Raw genomic sequence first — 15,573 nt, forward strand, 5'->3', positions numbered from 1 at the left:
ACACCTGGCCGGCATGAAGGACTCCAAGGTGATCGTGGCCATCAACAAGGATGGCGAGGCTCCGATCTTTTCGGTGGCGGACTATGGCCTGGAGGCGGACCTCTTCACCGCTGTGCCGGAACTGACAGCTGCGCTCTAGGAACCACCCGCATGTACGAACTGCATGGCGGCGTGGCCGTGGTACGCCTGGACAACCCTCCAGTCAACAGCCTGGGCCACACGCTGCGACAGCACATCCACACCGCCGTGCAGGCCGCACTGGCGGATGCGGATGTGCGCGCCCTGGTGCTGGTCGGCACCGACAAGGCCTTTTCCGCCGGTGCCGACGTGACGGAGTTCGGCAAGCCCGCACAAGCCGCCTATCCCATCCTGCCGGATGTGCTGGCGCAGCTGGACGCGTCAACCAAACCCGTCGTAGCGGCCATCGGTGGCATGGCACTGGGCGGCGGACTGGAGCTGGCGCTGTGCTGCCATGCCCGCGCGGCATTGGCCTCTGCCAAACTGGGTTTGCCTGAAGTGAATCTGGGGCTGATACCCGGCGCCGGTGGCACACAGCGCCTGCCGCGTCTGGTCGGTGTGCACCTGGCGCACAACCTGATCCAAAGCGGTGTGCCGCAGACTGCCCGCCAGCTGGAGTCCAGTGGCTTGCTCGACAAGGTGGTGGACGATGGCTTGCTGGATGCGGCCTGCGCCCTGGCCCTGGAGCTCGGTCGCCATCCGCAGGGATTGATACGGGCACGTGACCGCGCACCGGACGTACAAGCCACGCACCGCTTCATTGCAGAGCAGCGCGACAAGCTCACGCTGCGCCAGCGTAAACAGCCTGCCTCCAATGCCGTGCTGGATGCGCTGGCCGCCAGCGCCGGTGACTTTGATGAAGGCCTGCGCACCGAGCGCGCATTGTTTCTGGAGCTGTTGGGCAGCACAGCCGCCAAGGCCTTGCGCTACCAGTTCCTGGCCGAACGGGAAGCCGGCAAGCCTGCGGCCGCCGGCCAGGCCACTGCCCGCGCCGTGCACAGCGTGGCGATCGTGGGTGCCGGCACCATGGGTTCGGGCATTGCCATCAGCGCGCTGGACGCCGGCCTGAATGTGGTGCTGCTGGAGCAGGATGCGGCCGCGCTGCAGCGCGGTCAGGCCCGCATCAGCCTGCACTACGCCACGCGCGTATCCGCGGGCAAGATGAAGGCCGCCCTGGCTGCCGCCAATGAAGCGCGCCTGAACCCGACGACCGATTGGAGCCAGATCGCGCAAGCCGACCTGGTCATAGAAGCGGTGTTTGAAGACCTTGCCGTCAAGCAGGAGGTATTCAGGACAATCGACACCCACGCGCGCCCCGGCGCAGTGCTGGCCACCAACACTTCGTACCTGGATGTGGACGCCATTGCCAACGCCACCAGCCGACCGCAGGACGTGCTGGGCCTGCACTTCTTCAGCCCCGCCAATGTGATGAAGCTGCTCGAAGTGGTGCGCGGCAGTCGCACCGCACCCGACGTGCTGGCCACCGGCATGGCGCTGGGCAAGACCCTGAAGAAGATACCGGTCCAGACCGGCAATGCCTTTGGCTTTATCGGCAACCGCATCTACAACGCCTACCGCAAGCAGTGCGAGTTCATGCTGGAAGACGGCGCCATGCCCGAGGAGGTGGACGCCGCCCTGGAAGACTTTGGTTTTGCCATGGGCCCGTTCAAGGTGGCCGACCTCTCGGGCCTGGACATTGCCTGGCGCATGCGCAAGTCACAAGCGGCCACGCGGGACCCACGCGCGCGTTACGTGGACATTCTCGACACCCTGTGCGAACAGGGACGCCTGGGCCGCAAGAGCGGCGCGGGCTACTACACCTATACCGACGGCAAGCCGTCACCCATGGTGGACGCTGCGGTGCGCCGGATCATTGAAGAGGCGTCCGCGCGCCGTGGCATACAGCGCCGCACGTTTGCAGCCGAGGAGATCGTGCGCCGCGCCCTGTTGGCCATGGTGAACGAGGCCGCGCTGCTGCTCTCTGAAGGTGTGGCCCGCCGCGCCAGCGATGTGGACGTGGTCATGGTCCAGGGCTACGGCTTTGCGCGCTGGCAAGGTGGCCCGGTATTCTGGGCACGCCAGCAGGACCAGGCCAATCTGACGCGCGATCTGCAGCAGTTGGCGCTGCAGTCCGGCCATGGATTTCATGTGGCCGATCTCTCTGTTCTCTTTTCAACCTGACGCTGCACAGCGTACACACACGACATGAACCACGCCTTTATCTGCGATGCCATCCGTACACCCATAGGCCGCTATGGCGGCGCACTCAGCAGCGTGCGCACCGACGATCTGGCCGCTTTGCCCATCCAGGCGCTGATGCAACGCAACGCGCAGGTGGATTGGAACCAGCTCAGCGATGTGTACCTGGGTTGCGCCAACCAGGCCGGTGAAGACAACCGCAACGTGGCCCGCATGGCGACCTTGCTGGCGGGCTTGCCAGCAGAGGTGCCAGGTGCCACCCTGAACCGCCTGTGCGGCTCCGGCTTGGACGCAGTAGGCACTGCTGCACGGGCCATACGCGCGGGCGAGGCCGGCATGCTGATCGCCGGTGGCGTGGAGAGCATGAGCCGCGCGCCTTTTGTGATGCCAAAGGCCGAGAGCGCATTCAGCCGCAACAACGCGGTGCATGACACCACCATCGGCTGGCGCTTCGTCAACCCGGCCATGAAAACACGCTACGGTGTGGACTCCATGCCCGAGACAGCCGAAAACGTCGCCAGGGAATTCGGCATCAGCCGTGCAGACCAGGACCTGATGGCCCTGGCCAGCCAGACGCGTGCACTGGCCGCGCAGCAGGCAGGCCATCTCGCGCGCGAGATCGTGCCCGTCACCTTGCCCTCCAAAAAGGGCGAGCCCATCGTCGTGCGTCAGGACGAGCATCCGCGTGCCACCACGCTGGAAGCCCTTGGCAAGCTCAAGCCCATCGTCAGCCCCGACGGCAGCGTGACTGCAGGCAACGCCAGCGGCGTCAACGACGGAGCCTGCGCCCTGCTGCTGGCCGACGAAGCCACGGCACTACGCAACGGTCTGACACCGCGGGCACGCATTGTGGGCATGGCCACCGCCGGTGTGGCGCCGCGCGTCATGGGCATAGGCCCAGCGCCCGCCACGGAAAAGCTACTGGCGCAAAACGGTCTGTCACTGGCGCAGATGGACGTGATCGAACTCAACGAAGCCTTCGCCGCACAAGGGTTGGCGGTGCTGCGCATGCTGGGTCTGCCTGACGATGATGCGCGCGTGAATGCCTGGGGAGGCGCCATCGCGCTGGGCCATCCCCTGGGCGCAACGGGCGCGCGCCTGGCCACTACCGCAGTGAACCGCCTGCATGCCGGCGGCGGCCGCTACGCCCTGTGCACCATGTGCATTGGCGTGGGCCAGGGCATCGCGCTGATTCTGGAACGTGTCTGAGCAAAGGGAGGAGCGGCCATGGGCAAGACGGTGGTGTACGAAGTGAAGGTGATGTTCGGCGACTGCGATCCCGCAGGCATTGTGTTCTTCCCCAACTTCTCCAAATGGATGGACGCTTCTTCGCTGAACTTCTTCATGCAGTGCGGCGTTCCGCCCTGGCGTGAACTCGAGAGGATCAACGGCATCATCGGCACGCCCCTGCTGGAGATCAACACCCACTTCAAAAGCCCCGCCACCTACGGCGAGACGCTGCAAGTGCATACCTCCGTGATCGAGTGGAGCCCCAAGGTGCTGACGCAGAAGCACGTCATCATGCGGGGCGACACCCTGATCTGCGAAGGCACCGAGAAGCGCGCGTTCTGCGTGCGCCTGACCGGTGAGTCCTACCGCATCAAGGTGGTGCCGATTCCGCAGGACATCCGCGAACGCTGCAGCTGAAATTTGCCAATTGCGCGTCGTCGCGCGTGGGGCCCGGGTAACGGCCTCATGCGTCTGGGGCCGCAAAATCGGCCGTCACCCGGGCCCCACCCACGACAACGCTTCCTGGGACTGAGACGTTACAGCGACTGCTGGCTCAGCATGGCGTCGAGCGCCTGCGCGCGAAACTCGCGCGGGCTGCGGCCTGTGTGCTTGCGGAAGAAGCGACCGAAGTACGTTTCGTCGGCGAATCCCAGGCTGAAGGACAGCTGCTTGATGGAGCTAATGGTGTAGACCAGATCACGCTGGGCCTCATGCACCACGCGCGCGTTGATCACGTCCATGCTGGACATGCCCAGTTCCTCGCGGCACAGACGCGTGAGCTGGCCGGCGGTGATGCCCATCATTTCGGCATAGGCAGAGACAGACAGGTGCTTCTTGAAGTTCTGCTCCACCAGCGCGCGGAATTTTTCGATCTGCGCGACCTTGCGCGTGTTGGCCTTGGGAATGGCCTGGCGCTGTGCATCCGACAATCTGGCGATCTGCACGCACAGGGCTGTGAGCAGCGACATGCCCGCAGCCATCTGGCCCTGGGCATGGATCTGCGTTTCGCGCTCGATGGCCAGGAAGATCGGCATCATGGCCTGGGCGTGCACGTTGTCGGCATTCACCGGGATCAAGGCAGGTTTGCGCACCAGCGTCAGCAGGTCAGGCATCAGCAAGGCAGCCACCGATTCCAGCGGCCCTTGCGCGGCCGTCACCACCGGACCGTTGGTGGTGGTGTCGAACACGAAGCCATGCACGGTTTGTGCAGGAATGACGATCAGGCAGGGTGCGGTGGCAGTCAGCCGGGCGCCGTCCAGGATGACTTCACAGCCGCCTTCGGTGAGATACAGGATCTGGATGAACGCATCGTGCTTGTGCGGACTGATGTTCCAGTTGTATGGACGAGAGCGTTTGGGTATCCACTCGAAGTCGAACAGGTTGTTCCAGCTGGCCTGCACCTGGTCACCGTAGAGCGCGTAATTGGGAATAACTTTGGTGGCCACAGTGCGTCCGTGAGTGATGCACGAATTGTCTGAATCTTGGCGGGAATTGTCAAACCGCGCAGCACGGCGAAACAGAACAATCCGGCATCCCCCAAGAAAGAACGAAATGAACAAGAGACAAGGCGACTGGTTGGGTCTGCAAGAACAGGTATGCGTGGTCACCGGTGCGGCCAGCGGCATTGGCGCTGCGGTGGCACGCGAGCTGGCCGCGTGCGGTGCCAAGGTGGCACTGCTGGACCGCGACGGTGACGGATGCAACAGGCTGGCAGCAGAACTCGGCGCCGCAGGCGCAACAACACTTGCGGTGCCGTGCGACATCAGCAGCGAAGCGCAGGTGCAGTCCGCTGCGGCGCAGGTGCTGAAAACGCTGGGGCCTTGCCATGCATTGATCAACAACGCCGGCATGCTGCGCTCCGGCGCATTGAACGACGTCAGTCTAGAGGACTGGAATGCGGTGCTCGCCGTCAACCTCACCGGCTACCTGCTGTGCGCGCGCACCTTTGCCGCACAGATGCGCGAAGCCGGCGGCGGCAGCATCGTGCATGTGGCATCCATCTCGGCGCTCACGCCGCAGACCAGCAGCGGCGCCTACAGCGCCAGCAAGGCCGGTGTGCTGCTGATGTCACGCCAGATGGCGGTGGAATGGGGGTCGCAGGGCATTCGCAGCAATGCGGTCTGCCCCGGCATGATCCGCACTGCGCTCTCCGCCAAGTTCTACGAGGTGCCGGGCTTTGAAGCCAAGCGCGCCGCCGTCACTGCCAGCCGCCGCGTCGGCGAGCCGCAGGACATTGCCGATGTGGCGGTGTTCCTGGCCAGCCCGCGCTCGGCCTATGTGAATGGTGCCCAACTGTCCGTGGACGGCGGCATGTCGTCCATGCTGATGGACATGGTGCCGCGCCCCGGCTTCAACACCACTGCCTGACAACAACAACGAGGAGCAACACTATGTCGAACAATCTGGAATGCGATCTGGTCATCGTGGGTTCGGGCGCCGCAGGCCTTGCCACCGCCATCACCGCCAAGAAGCGCGGGCTGGATGTGGTGGTACTGGAAAAGGAACCCGTCTTTGGCGGCACCACCGCACTGTCCGGCGGTGTGCTGTGGATTCCCATGGGACCGCATGGCCGCAAGCAGAACCCGGCCGATACGCGCGAGGCAGTGCGCCGCTACATGATGGAAGAGACCGGCAGCTACTTTGATGAAGCCGCCGTCAACGCCTTTCTGGACTTTGGTCCGAAGATGGTGGAGTTCTTCGAGCGCGAGACTGCCATGCAGTTCGTGCCCACGCTCTACCCGGACTACCACCCCACGGTGCCGGGCGGCGTGGACATTGGCCGCTCCATCCTGGCCAAACCGTTTGACATCCGCGGCCTGGGCAAGGACATGGCACGCCTGAAGCCACCGCTCAAGACCATCACCTTCATCGGCATGATGTTCAACTCGTCCAATGCCGACCTCAAACATTTCTTCCAGGCCACCAAGTCGCTCACGTCCTTCCTGTATGTGGCCAAGCGTCTTGCCACCCATTTGAAAGAGCTGGCGGTCTATGGTCGCGGCATCCAGGTGACCAGCGGCAACGCGCTGGCCGCGCGGCTGGCCAAGTCGGCGCTGGACTTAGGGGTTCCCATTCGTACCAGCACGGCAGCGCGCCGCATGGACCTGCAGGATGGCAAGGTGCGTGGCGTCATCGTCCAGGGCGAAGGCGGCGAATACACCATCACCGCACGCCATGGCGTGGTGCTGGCCTGCGGCGGCTTTCCGCATGACGTCAAGCGCATTGCCAAGGCCTATCCGCATGTGGCGCGCGGCCACCAGCATCTGTCACCCACACCGCTCAGCAACACCGGCGATGGCCTGGCCATGGCCGAAGCGGTGGGTGCCACCGTGGACATCGTGTTCAAGGACAGTGCGGCCTGGATGCCGGTGTCCCGCGTGGACTATGGCAAGGGCGAGATCGGTGTGTTCCCGCATCTGCTGGACCGCTACAAGCCCGGCATCATCGGCGTGCTGCAGAACGGCAAGCGCTTCTGCAACGAGTCCGAGTCGTACCACGACGTGGGAGCTGCCATGGTGCGGGCCTGCGCCGGCCAGAAAGAGACCGCCATGTGGCTGGTGTGTGACAAGACCACGCTGGGCAAGTACGGCATCGGCTTTGTGAAACCGTCGCCCATGCCCATCGGCAAGTTCCTGCGCAATGGCTACCTCATCAAGGGCAACACCCTGGCGGAGCTCGCCCACAACTCGGGCATCGATGCCGCAGGTCTGGAAGCGACCGTGCGTGCATTCAACACCGGCGCGGTCAAGGGCGTGGACACGCAGTTCGGCCGCGGCACCACCAGTTTCAACCGCTACCTGGCCGACCCCGCCAACCAGCCCAACCCCTGTGTGGCGCCGGTGCAGAACGGCCCCTTCTTTGCAGTCAAGGTCATCATGGGCGACCTGGGCACCTTCGACGGCATCAAGACCAGTGTGGTGGGCGAGGTGCTGCAGCGCGACGGATCGCCCATACCCGGCCTGTACGCAGTGGGCAATGACCGCGCCAGCGTGATGGGTGGCAACTATCCCGGCGCCGGCATCACGCACGGACCCAACATGACGTTCGGCTACGTCACGGCCAACCACATTGCCGACCAGGCCGGAGCCGCCGCATGAGCGCCCCTGCACTGCCGCAGACACTGCAACCCCATCTGCAGCGCCCGCTGGTGGACCACCGCATCTACACGATTGCGCTGCGCAAGATGCCGGAGTTCCTGGAAGTCTTCAACCGCCTGGCCATGCCGGTGCTGATGCAGACCCTGTGCCACCCGGTGGGCTTCTACACCAGCCTGGTGGGGCCGCAGAACCAGTTCATCCACCTCTGGGCCTACGAGGATCTGGCCGACTACGAACGCCGCTGCCATGCCCGCGATACGCATCCGGATTTCCCGGCCTACATGGCCGCGTCCGGGCATCTGATCACGGCGCAGGAGACGCGACTGATCAAGGGCGTGGCCATGCCCGGCCTGGTGCTTCCCAAGGTGTGAGCATGGCCGCACCACGACAACACGCATTGGTCACCGGCGCAACCGGGGGCATTGGGCGCGGCATCTGCCTGGCCCTGATTGCGCAGGCACAACGCGAGGGCCATGCGCTGCACATTTCAGCCGCCGCATCGCAACCGGGCGAGAAGCTCGACGCGCTGGTGGCCGAACTGCGTGCCCTGGGCATCAGCGCCCAGGGCGTGGCCGGCGACATCACCGATCCGGCCCAGTGCGCCAAGCTGGTGTTCGAGGCGCACGGCCACGGCGGCGACATCAGCACCCTGGTCTGCAATGCGGGCAAATCCGGCCCCGGCAGACTGGCCGACCTGCCCATGGCCGAGTGGGACCTGACCTTCAACCTCAACACCCGCTCCGCATTTCTGCTGGCGCAGGCAGCACGCGAACAACTGGTGCGCACGCGCGGCAGTATCACCGCGGTGGCGTCCATGTCCGGCCTGTCACCACACCCCGGCTACGGCGCCTATTCGGCGGCCAAGGCAGCCCTCATCATGCTGTGCCGCCAACTGGCACAAGAGTGGGCAGCCGACGGCATCCGCGTCAACACCGTATGCCCCGGCATGATCCGCACCCCGCTGACCGAGCCGGTGTACCAGGACGCTGAAACGCTGGCCCGCCGCGAGGCGCTGGTGCCGCTGGGGCGCATAGGCCGTGCCGACGACGTGGGCCAGGCCGTGGCCTGGCTCAGCAGCGCGGCTGCCAGCTACATCACCGGCCAGAACCTGGTGGTGGACGGCGGCGTGAGCGAACACATGCTGGCCATGATCCCCGGGCGACCCGGCAAGCCGCCGGTGCAGCACTGATCACAGCCCGGTCTTGAACCGGGTGTAGAGCCGCGTCATCAAGCGGCGCGTGTCGGGTTTGCGGACTTCGTAGAACTGCGCCTTGTTGGCCAGATAGTCGTCTGGCGGGAAGGCGATGGCATTGGCCAACACTTCGGGTCTGATGTATTTGCGGGCCGCCAGATTCGGGCTGGTGAACATCACCTTGTTGGTGATCTCGGCCTGCACTTGGGGCCGAAGGATGTAGTTGATCCAGGCGTGGGCATATTCGGGGTGCGGCGCATCGGCGGGAATCATCATGGATTCGAAACCGAACTGGCTGCCGTTGGGTGGCAGCGGCGCTTCGATGTGCACCGCCTTGCCGCCTTCCCTGGCCTTGTTGTTGGCGTTGTTGAAGTCGCCGCTGTAGCCAAGGGCCACACACAGGCTGCCGCTGGCCAGGTCGTTGATATAGCCATTGAAGCTGAACAGGGCGATGTCCTGGCGCACCTTCTGCAGCATGGCAAAGGCCTCGTTGTAATCGGACTGGGTGTTGCTGAACGCCGGCTTGCCCACATAGATCAGCGCCGAGGGGAACAGGTCACTGGCACTGTCCAGAATCGAGATGCCGCACTTCTTGAGCCGGTCTGCGTAATGCGGGTTGAACACCAACTCGAACGGATTGGCCGGAATGGCTTCAGCCCCCAGTACTGCCTTCACCTTCTCGGCGTTGTAGCCGACGCTGACTGCGCTGCCCAGCCAGGGCACCATGTACTGGTTACCTGGGTCGAGCCTGGCCATCATCTGCATCACCGCGGGCTGCAGATTGCTCCACAGCGGCAGCTTGCTGCGGTCCAGCTTTTGCACCAGACCTCCGTCCATCAGGATGCGGCCGAAGTCACTGGAGGGCACGATGATGTCGTAGCCGGTGCGACCGGCAATCATCTTGGCCAGCAGGATTTCGTTGGAGTCGAAGTTGTCGTAGCGCACGCGGATACCGGTCTCGGCTTCAAACGCTTTGACGGTGTTCTCACCGATGTACTCCGACCAGTTGTAGATGTTGAGGACTTTCTCATCCGCTGCGCGGGCACCAGGGCTGGCCAAGGCCAGCAGGGCCATCGCCACCGGTGCCAGGCCGCGCTTCATGAAGGAATGCAGTTTCATACGGTTTCTCGCTTGGGTTCAGTGGTTGGAGGCATGCTGCTCGGCCAGCAGGCACAGCATCTCGGCGGCAATCTGCGCGGCAGCCAGCGCGGTGATATCGCTGTGGTCGTAGGCGGGCGCCACTTCCACCACATCCATGCCCACCCAGCGCAAACCCACCAGCTTGCGCAGAATGGCCAGCGCCTGTGCCGAACTCAGGCCACCCGCCACGGGGGTGCCCGTGCCCGGCGCATAGGCCGGGTCCAGGCAATCGATGTCAAAGGTCAGGTAGGTGGGGTGATCCCCCACGATGCTGCGCACCTTCTGCACCGTGGCGGCTACGCCGTGCTCGTGCACCCAGTCGGCGCCCAGCACCTGCACACCCATGAAGTCCTCGTTCCAGGTGCGTATGCCGATCTGCACCGAGCGCTGCGGGTCTATCAGCCCGTCCTTGATGGCCTTGTAGAACATGGAGCCGTGGTTCAGGGACAGCGGTTCGTCATCCGCCCAGGTGTCGCAGTGCGCATCGAAGTGGATGATGGACAAGGGCGCACCATGTTTCTCGGCATGGGCCTTGAGCAGCGGGTAGGTGATGTAGTGGTCGCCACCCAGCGTGAGCATCTGCGCGCCGGAGGCCAGTATCTTCTGTGCATGTGCATGGATGCTGGAGAAGACGGTGAGCGGGTTGTGCGGGTCCAGCCAGCAGTCGCCGTAGTCGATGACCGACAGGCGATCACACGGCCCATAGCCCCAGGGGTGCAGCATCTCGTTCATCTGCACCGAGGCAGCCCGTATGGCGGCCGGCCCCAGGCGGGCGCCGCTGCGGTAGGTGGTGGCCAGGTCCAGCGGCACGCCGGAGACCACCACCTGGGCATCGCTCAGGTCCTTGGTGTACTGGCGGCGCATGAAGGAGAGCACGCCGGCAAAGGTGTTTTCCTTTTCATAGCCTCTTTGGTTGCTGCGGGTGATGGCGCTGTCGCCATGGGTAGTGGTTTCGGTCATAGGGGTTCCTGTCATGCAGGCAATGGTCCGGGATTTACCCCGCCCAAGCAATTAGCTATGCTTGGTTAGAAATTAATTTAATTAATACCATGAGCCAGCCACTGCCCCCGTTCAAAAGCCTGGTGGCATTCGATGCCGCCGCCCGCCTGGGCAGCTTCTCCCGCGCGGCCGAAGAGCTGTCGCTGACCCAGTCAGCTGTCAGCCAGCAGTTGCTCAAGCTGGAGGAGTCTCTGGGCCAAAGCCTGTTCTTTCGCAATGGCAAGGGCGTGGGGCTCACTGCCGCTGGCGAACTGCTGCACGAGACCGTGCGCGAGACCCTGTCTCGCCTCTCCGCCGGGCTGGACCGGATCGAACCCTACAAGAGCCAGGACTCGCTGCTGATTGCCTGCCCGGCCGACTTTGCCCAGGGCTGGCTACTGTCGCGCCTGGACGCCATGCGGCGCGACCATCCGGGTGTGGAAATCTGGTTCATCACCGCCAACACGGTGCGCGAGATCGACCGCATCGACGTGGACCTGGTGATCTCTCGCCGCCCCATCCACACCGCCGATGTGGAATGTGCCGCCTTGGTGGAAGACTATGCCGTGGGCCTGTGCGGCCCGCTGACCGCGCAGCGCATAGGCGCCACGCCCTACCCCAAGGTATTAGAAAAAGCACCGCTGCTGATGCTGGAGAGCGAACCCCAATGGGACGGACGGCTGTCGACCCCAGCCTTGAAAAAACTGCGCATCACGCGCGGCGCCACCATGGACGACAGCCGCCTGCTGCTGGAGGCCACCATGCGTGAGCAGGGCATCAGCCTGATGTCGCACACCATTGCCGGGCAGGCCCTGCGCGAGCAGCGCGTGGTGATGCTCACGCAGATCCCCACCGTGTCGCGGCAGCGTTTCTGGCTGATGCGCTCTCGGCTTACACCGCGCACGCCGTTTGCCAACTTGGCGTTTCAATGGTTGCTCAAGGCCGCACGCGAACCCTGAGCACGCGGCAGGTATAGTGCCCCGACATGATCAACATCCCCCCCTTTCGCATCCTGCTGGCCCGGCCCCGTCTGTTGATCAGCATCGGCATGGGTCTGGCCACCTACCTGTGGTTGCCGCAGTCCATTGCGCACCAGATGGTGACGCGCGCCCTGATCGGCTGGAACGTCACCGCGGTGCTGTATCTGTTGTTGGCCCTGGTGATGATGGCGCGCTCCTCGCACGACCGCATGCGTGAGCGGGCGCTCAAACAGGACGAAGGCAGCACGGTGATTCTGGTGCTGGTGATCACGGCGGCCATGGCCTGCGTCGGTGCCATCGTGGCCGAGCTGGGCATCGTCAAGGAACTGCAGGGAGAAATACGCTACGCCCACATCGCGCTGGCGGCGCTAACGATTGCGACCTCCTGGGTGTTCACCCAGACCATGTTTGCCCTGCATTACGCGCACGATTACTACGCCACGGCCACCCGAGGCGCCCATGGCGGCCTGGACTTTCCCGGCAACGAGCCGCCCGACTACGCCGACTTTCTGTACTTCGCCGTGGTGATCGGCACCTCGGCCCAGACCGCCGACGTGGCACTGAGCAGCCGCCGCATGCGCAGGACCGGCATCGTGCATTGCATGCTGGCCTTCTTCTTCAACACCACGCTGCTGGCGCTGACCATCAACATCGCATCCGGCCTGTTCTGAGGCCGCAGCCCCTTAGGCGGCGCGGAAGTGCGCGTTATCCATCACACGCAGCGGCTGTGCCACCTGGGGCGTGAATTCCATCTGGTCCAGGATGTCGCGCTGCAGGTCAATGCCCGGTGCGATTTCAAACAGCTCGATACCTTGCGCCGTGAGCCGGAAGCTGCCGCGCTCGGTGAGGTAGAGCACCTCCTGTCCGCGCACCAGACCCTGCGGTCCGCTGAAGGTGATCTGGTCCACGCGCTGCACCAGTTTCTTCACGGCCCCCTGCTGCAGCACCCGCATCTGCCCGTCACCGGTCTGCAGCTGCACCCCCTTGGCCGCCAACGTGCCGCAGAACACCACCTTGTGGGCGTTCTGCGCAATGTCGATAAAGCCGCCAGGCCCCACGGTGATGCCCCCCAGGCGTGAGACGTTGACGCTGCCCTCCTGGTCAAATTCGCCAAAGCCCAGAAAGGCCACGTCCAGCCCGCCACCGCCGTAGAAGTCGAACTGCGTGGCCGCGTCCAGCATGGCCGTGGCATTGCGCGCGTAGCCGAACAGCACGCCGTCCATCAGCGTGCCGCCGTAGGTGCCGTGCTCGATGGTCTGGTAGATGCGGTGGTGCTCGTTGCGCGCGGCAATCATCTTGGCCACCGCGTCGGGCACACCCACGCCGTAGTTGATGATGGGGCGCGCCTTGCCGGTGTTGAAGATCTCCTGATAGGCGCGGCGTGCCACCGCCTGCCGCTCGCCAAAGGCTTCCTGCGCGGCAGCCACTTCGGCCGCATGGTCGGCGGCTTCACTGGCCGCACGCTCCTGCCCCGTGAGCTCGCCACTGAAGGCCGGATCAAACGGAATGGCATAGCTGACCTGCTGGTTGGCATCCACCACGATGGCGTCCACCCAGGCACCGGGAATGCGCACCTCGCGCGCCTTGAGCGCGCCCTTGGGCAGACGCTCGCGCACCTGCACGATGACCTTGCCGCCGCTGTTGCGCGCAGCCAATGCCAGCGACTGCGCGTCCAGATTGGCCGCCTCGTGCTCGAAGCTGATGTTGCCCTCTTCATCCGCGGCACTGGCACGCACGATGGCCACATGGATGGGGAACGGTTTGTAGCGCAGGTACTCGTGACCATCCATCTGGATGACCTCGGCCAGATCGTCACGCGCCGCTTCGTTCATGCGGCCACCACCATGGCGCGGGTCGCACACGGTGCCCAGGCCCACGTGGGTGATGAGGCCGGGGCGGCCCGCGCCGATCTCGCGCATGAGCTGGCTGGAGACGCCGCCGGGCAGGATGTAGGCCTCGATCTTGTTGTCGCGTGCAAGCTGCTGCATGGCCGGTGACCAGACCCAGTGGCCGCCTATGACCTTGCGCACCAGGCCTTCGTGGGCAAAGCAGTTCATGCCCTTGGTTTTCTTGTCGCCTATGCCCAGGGCGTGGACAAAGCTGAGGTTGCGTGGGGATTGGGTGGTGAGGAAGCGGTGTTGCACAGCCTCGAACATATGGGTGGCTTCCATCAGGCCACCACCGCCGCCCATCAGGCCTATGGTGTCGCCGTCGTTGATGAGGTTTGCCGCTTCGGCGGCTGTCATGAATTTGGTCATGTCTTGTCTCTTGTTGGGTTATGGGCTGGCGTCGAAAAGCCAAAGGTGTTTGCATGAGGGGTAGTCCTCCGCTGCGCGCCGCAGCCGGAGCAAGGGGATGGGCGGGCTCCTCATGCTGGAGTACCAGAAATCGTCGCCCGCCCATCCCCTTGCTCCGGCCCACGCCAACGCCACCCCGCATGAGCGCAAACTACCGATTCACATCAAACAAAGCAGCACCCTTCTTCAGGATGCTCTTGGCAATGACCCCGCGGTGAATCTCACTGGTGCCATCAAAGATGCGGTAGATGCGCGCATCGCGGTAATAGCGTTCAATCGGCAGCTCCTTGCAGAACCCCATGCCACCGAAGATCTGCACCGCCCGGTCTACCACGCGCCCCAGCGTCTCGGCCGCATGCACCTTCACCATGGCCACCTGCTCACGCGCATCCAGCCCCTGGTCCATCATCCAGGCCGCGTGGTACACCATCCAGCGCGCCGCGTTGATCTCGATCACGCTGTCGGCGATCTGCTGCTGCACCATCTGGAAGTCACCGATACGGGTGTTGAACTGCTTGCGGTCGTTTGCATAGCCCACCATCAGCTCGCACACATGGCTGGCCTTGCCCACCGCGCGGGCGCCCACCTGGGCCAGCCGCACCACATTGAGTGCACCCATGGCCAGCTTGAAGCCCTGGCCCACTTCGCCCAGCAGAGCGGCATCTTCCAGTGCCACGTTGTCGAAGAACAGTTCCAGATGCGGCGTGCCACGCAGGCCCATCATCTTCTGGTCCTTGCCCACGGTGAAGCCGGCCAGGCCCTTGTCCACCATGAACATGCTGATCTCCTTCTCGCCGGTCTTGGCCGACACGAGGAAGAAGTCGCTCCACTCGCCGTCGCTGATGAAATGCTTGCTGCCGTTGAGCACCCAGCCCGCATCGGTCTTCTTTGCGTTTGTCTTGATGCCGGCCGCGTCCGATCCGGCGCCGGGCTCGGTGATGGCGATGGCGCAGGTGCGCAATCCTTCCACCGTGGGCTTGAGCCAACGCTCCACCTGTGGACCTTTGCAATGCAACAGCGGTTCATACACATTGCCGAAGGCGCGGCGAATCAGGTAATCGCTGGTGTGGCCGAACTGCTCTTCGCACAGGACGCGGTCCAGCACCGAGAGGCCGCCACCGCCCAAGTCTGCCGGCATGTTGAGCGCGTACAGGCCCAATGCCTTGGACTTGGCGTGCAGGGCCTGCGCCTTGGTGGCATCCAGCGCGCCGTGCGCTTCGAGTTCGTCTTCCAGCGGTTTGCATTCTTCAGCGATGAATCGACGCACGGTGTCGATCATCATCTTCTGTTCTTCGTTCAGGGAAAAGTCCATGGTCTTGCTTTCGGTATTTCAAAGGGAGTCGGGTGGTTCGGCTAAGGAAACACCGGAACTCAGGCGCTGCTGAACCAGCGCGCTCCAAAAAAGAACGGCAGACGCGAGATGCGGTCAACGGCAATCAGCA

The 15,573-nt window shown here is 64.2% G+C and carries 14 protein-coding genes and 1 pseudogene; 10 read left to right on the forward strand and 5 right to left on the reverse strand.

Annotated elements, in window-relative coordinates; translation table 11 throughout:
* The 4 genes and pseudogenes from AC1RMF_RS22020 to AC1RMF_RS22035 all read left to right on the forward strand — a co-directional run.
* Positions 1-139: pseudogene (locus AC1RMF_RS22020) on the forward strand (electron transfer flavoprotein subunit alpha/FixB family protein); the annotation flags it as partial.
* A gap of 11 nt (positions 140-150) precedes the next feature.
* Positions 151-2,199, forward strand: coding sequence for a 3-hydroxyacyl-CoA dehydrogenase NAD-binding domain-containing protein (locus AC1RMF_RS22025; protein WP_493144355.1), 2,049 nt, complete (start codon positions 151-153; stop codon positions 2,197-2,199).
* A 24-nt stretch (positions 2,200-2,223) separates the two neighbouring features.
* Positions 2,224-3,426 (forward strand): 3-oxoadipyl-CoA thiolase, encoded by a 1,203-nt coding sequence (gene pcaF / locus AC1RMF_RS22030; RefSeq protein WP_493144356.1) that lies wholly within the window; start codon positions 2,224-2,226, stop codon positions 3,424-3,426.
* An 18-nt stretch (positions 3,427-3,444) separates the two neighbouring features.
* Positions 3,445-3,864, forward strand: a complete 420-nt coding sequence (locus AC1RMF_RS22035; protein WP_493144358.1) for an acyl-CoA thioesterase — start codon at positions 3,445-3,447, stop codon at positions 3,862-3,864.
* 119 nt (positions 3,865-3,983) lie between these two features.
* On the opposite strand, the gene AC1RMF_RS22040 is transcribed toward AC1RMF_RS22035, so the two are convergent.
* Entirely contained in the window at positions 3,984-4,892 is a 909-nt protein-coding gene (locus AC1RMF_RS22040) for a helix-turn-helix domain-containing protein (protein WP_493144360.1), read from the reverse strand.
* Positions 4,893-4,998: 106 nt separating this feature from the next.
* Here AC1RMF_RS22040 and AC1RMF_RS22045 point away from each other — a divergent pair, with 106 nt between their 5' ends.
* From AC1RMF_RS22045 to AC1RMF_RS22060, 4 genes are read left to right on the forward strand one after another with little or no spacing between them, the layout of a single operon-like run.
* Positions 4,999-5,814, forward strand: coding sequence for an SDR family NAD(P)-dependent oxidoreductase (locus AC1RMF_RS22045; protein WP_493144361.1), 816 nt, complete (start codon positions 4,999-5,001; stop codon positions 5,812-5,814).
* A 23-nt stretch (positions 5,815-5,837) separates the two neighbouring features.
* Positions 5,838-7,544, forward strand: a complete 1,707-nt coding sequence (locus tag AC1RMF_RS22050; protein WP_493144362.1) for an FAD-dependent oxidoreductase — start codon at positions 5,838-5,840, stop codon at positions 7,542-7,544.
* Entirely contained in the window at positions 7,541-7,915 is a 375-nt protein-coding gene (locus AC1RMF_RS22055) for an NIPSNAP family protein (protein ID WP_342620915.1), read from the forward strand. The genes AC1RMF_RS22050 and AC1RMF_RS22055 overlap by 4 nt, the downstream gene beginning before the upstream one ends.
* A 2-nt stretch (positions 7,916-7,917) precedes the next feature.
* Positions 7,918-8,733, forward strand: coding sequence for an SDR family NAD(P)-dependent oxidoreductase (locus AC1RMF_RS22060; RefSeq protein WP_493144364.1), 816 nt, complete (start codon positions 7,918-7,920; stop codon positions 8,731-8,733).
* On the opposite strand, the gene AC1RMF_RS22065 is transcribed toward AC1RMF_RS22060, so the two are convergent.
* Positions 8,734-9,855: an extracellular solute-binding protein gene (locus AC1RMF_RS22065; RefSeq protein WP_493144366.1), complete on the reverse strand. Its 1,122-nt coding sequence runs from the start codon at positions 9,853-9,855 to the stop codon at positions 8,734-8,736. It abuts the gene before it with no gap.
* Positions 9,856-9,873: 18 nt separating this feature from the next.
* On the reverse strand, positions 9,874-10,836 hold the full coding sequence (gene speB, locus AC1RMF_RS22070; RefSeq protein WP_493144367.1) for an agmatinase: 963 nt from the start codon (positions 10,834-10,836) through the stop codon (positions 9,874-9,876).
* 89 nt (positions 10,837-10,925) lie between these two features.
* Here speB and AC1RMF_RS22075 point away from each other — a divergent pair, with 89 nt between their 5' ends.
* Together AC1RMF_RS22075 and AC1RMF_RS22080 are read left to right on the forward strand one after the other, a co-directional pair.
* Positions 10,926-11,813, forward strand: a complete 888-nt coding sequence (locus AC1RMF_RS22075) for a LysR substrate-binding domain-containing protein (RefSeq protein WP_493144369.1) — start codon at positions 10,926-10,928, stop codon at positions 11,811-11,813.
* A 26-nt stretch (positions 11,814-11,839) separates the two neighbouring features.
* A complete protein-coding gene (locus tag AC1RMF_RS22080) occupies positions 11,840-12,505 on the forward strand; it encodes a DUF1345 domain-containing protein (protein ID WP_493144371.1) in 666 nt (221 codons plus the stop codon).
* Positions 12,506-12,517: 12 nt separating this feature from the next.
* On the opposite strand, the gene AC1RMF_RS22085 is transcribed toward AC1RMF_RS22080, so the two are convergent.
* Both AC1RMF_RS22085 and AC1RMF_RS22090 read right to left on the reverse strand, forming a co-directional pair.
* Positions 12,518-14,092, reverse strand: coding sequence for an acyl CoA:acetate/3-ketoacid CoA transferase (locus AC1RMF_RS22085; RefSeq protein WP_493144373.1), 1,575 nt, complete (start codon positions 14,090-14,092; stop codon positions 12,518-12,520).
* A 190-nt stretch (positions 14,093-14,282) separates the two neighbouring features.
* The gene (locus AC1RMF_RS22090; protein ID WP_493144375.1) at positions 14,283-15,443 is read right to left on the reverse strand and encodes an acyl-CoA dehydrogenase family protein; all 1,161 of its coding nucleotides are present in this window, start codon (positions 15,441-15,443) and stop codon (positions 14,283-14,285) included.
* Between the last annotated feature and the right edge of the window lie 130 nt (positions 15,444-15,573).

This window comes from Rhodoferax sp. GW822-FHT04A08, from assembly GCF_058801025.1.

Coding starts and splice junctions, on each gene's coding strand:
- AC1RMF_RS22025 (WP_493144355.1), top strand. CDS start 151: ATGTACGAACTGCATGGCGGCGTGGCCGTGGTACGCCTGGACAACCCT.
- AC1RMF_RS22090 (WP_493144375.1), bottom strand. CDS start 15,443: ATGGACTTTTCCCTGAACGAAGAACAGAAGATGATGATCGACACCGTG.
- AC1RMF_RS22085 (WP_493144373.1), bottom strand. CDS start 14,092: ATGACCAAATTCATGACAGCCGCCGAAGCGGCAAACCTCATCAACGAC.
- AC1RMF_RS22060 (WP_493144364.1), top strand. CDS start 7,918: ATGGCCGCACCACGACAACACGCATTGGTCACCGGCGCAACCGGGGGC.
- AC1RMF_RS22035 (WP_493144358.1), top strand. CDS start 3,445: ATGGGCAAGACGGTGGTGTACGAAGTGAAGGTGATGTTCGGCGACTGC.
- AC1RMF_RS22080 (WP_493144371.1), top strand. CDS start 11,840: ATGATCAACATCCCCCCCTTTCGCATCCTGCTGGCCCGGCCCCGTCTG.
- AC1RMF_RS22075 (WP_493144369.1), top strand. CDS start 10,926: ATGAGCCAGCCACTGCCCCCGTTCAAAAGCCTGGTGGCATTCGATGCC.
- AC1RMF_RS22050 (WP_493144362.1), top strand. CDS start 5,838: ATGTCGAACAATCTGGAATGCGATCTGGTCATCGTGGGTTCGGGCGCC.
- AC1RMF_RS22065 (WP_493144366.1), bottom strand. CDS start 9,855: ATGAAACTGCATTCCTTCATGAAGCGCGGCCTGGCACCGGTGGCGATG.
- pcaF (WP_493144356.1), top strand. CDS start 2,224: ATGAACCACGCCTTTATCTGCGATGCCATCCGTACACCCATAGGCCGC.
- AC1RMF_RS22045 (WP_493144361.1), top strand. CDS start 4,999: ATGAACAAGAGACAAGGCGACTGGTTGGGTCTGCAAGAACAGGTATGC.
- speB (WP_493144367.1), bottom strand. CDS start 10,836: ATGACCGAAACCACTACCCATGGCGACAGCGCCATCACCCGCAGCAAC.
- AC1RMF_RS22055 (WP_342620915.1), top strand. CDS start 7,541: ATGAGCGCCCCTGCACTGCCGCAGACACTGCAACCCCATCTGCAGCGC.